The 1,259-nt window shown below is 55.3% G+C and carries 1 protein-coding gene; it reads left to right on the top strand.

Annotated features, from left to right (window positions below; genetic code table 11):
* Positions 1-413 (top strand): hypothetical protein (locus tag C6366_RS19790; protein ID WP_199221567.1); only part of this gene is annotated, 413 nt, incomplete at its 5' end.
* Between the last annotated feature and the right edge of the window lie 846 nt (positions 414-1,259).

Raw genomic sequence — 1,259 nt, 5'->3', positions numbered from 1 at the left:
TCACGGCCACGGCCAACCCGGGACATGTCTTTGTCAACTGGACCGAGGGCAGCACCGTGGTTTCCTGTGATGCGCAGTACTCGTTCACGGTCACGGGCAACCGCACCCTGCGGGCTAATTTCAGCCGAGCAGCAAGCCAATACACCATCACAGGAACCGCCAGCCCCGCGAACTATGGAATCGTAACCGGCTTTGACCGTTACAACCACGGTGCCAACGTGACCGTGACCGTCCTGCCCAACCAGGGTTTTTCTTTGTCCAACTGGATTGAAACCTGGTCTGGACTGACAGGGTATTGCGTGGTCTCCACTAATGAGCAGTACAGCTTTTCTGCCAACAGGAACCGTAGTCTCACGGCCAATATCCGGCCTAAGACTCTGCCGGGCGTGCTCATGCTCCTGCTGGATGAGTAACCCGCAAGGCACTTCTTCAGTCCAAACACTGCAGGGCGGTCCCATCGGGGCCGCCCTTTTTGTGACAAATGGTTCCTCGCCAATGGAAACGGTATCGCAGGCTGCTTTGCCTGAACTTGTCACGAATGCTGGCTTTGCCAGGATGGCTCCTTTGTGACGTCCTTAATCCAGCACCATGGGTTGACCTGATTGTAGAAATCTGCAAAATGTACAAAAATTGATTAAGGCCTAGACTATTCAACAGGCAGGAGCTTTCAACCGGCGGAAAAAGGAAATCACCATGGCTTCACCTAGCTCCGTCTACAATCTTCCTCCTCCCGGTTGGGACAATCCTGCAGTGGAGTCTTTGCCGATCCTAGACGGCCGCCTTCCGCCCCTAAACGCCCACTTCGCCTTTTCCCGCGACGGGCGTTTTTTTATTTTTACACAGGGAAGCAAAGAGCACGCAACAAGAGAGCGCGATGACATCCCGCATTGACGCCCACAAGCGGACCTGGCCGCCTCCCTGCGAGAACCGCCCGCCTGGAGCGGAGCCTGGACTCTCGTCCATGGCCTGGAAACACTGGCCTGTTGAACTGCGCCCATTTTCGCCTGTATGGCTGGGATGGGCGTTTATGTTTCTTTTAGCCTGCTTTTTTTTCTTTCAGCCTTTGCATTGGAGGACCGAATCATGAAAAACCTATCTATGATCATTGGCATTCTGGCCGGTCTTTTCTTGCCCGCCTCCTCTTTCGCACATCATCCCGTGCCGCACGACCGGCAGACACCGGGCAAGTCTTTTGGCCTGAACGCCGATAGGGACGATCTTCTCCAGTTCGCTTCCGGGGGCCATGTCATCGGGTTCGG

Source organism: Desulfonatronum sp. SC1 (genome assembly GCF_003046795.1).
Classification (GTDB): Bacteria; Desulfobacterota; Desulfovibrionia; order Desulfovibrionales; family Desulfonatronaceae; genus Desulfonatronum.
This window is presented reverse-complemented; position numbering and strand designations above follow the sequence as displayed.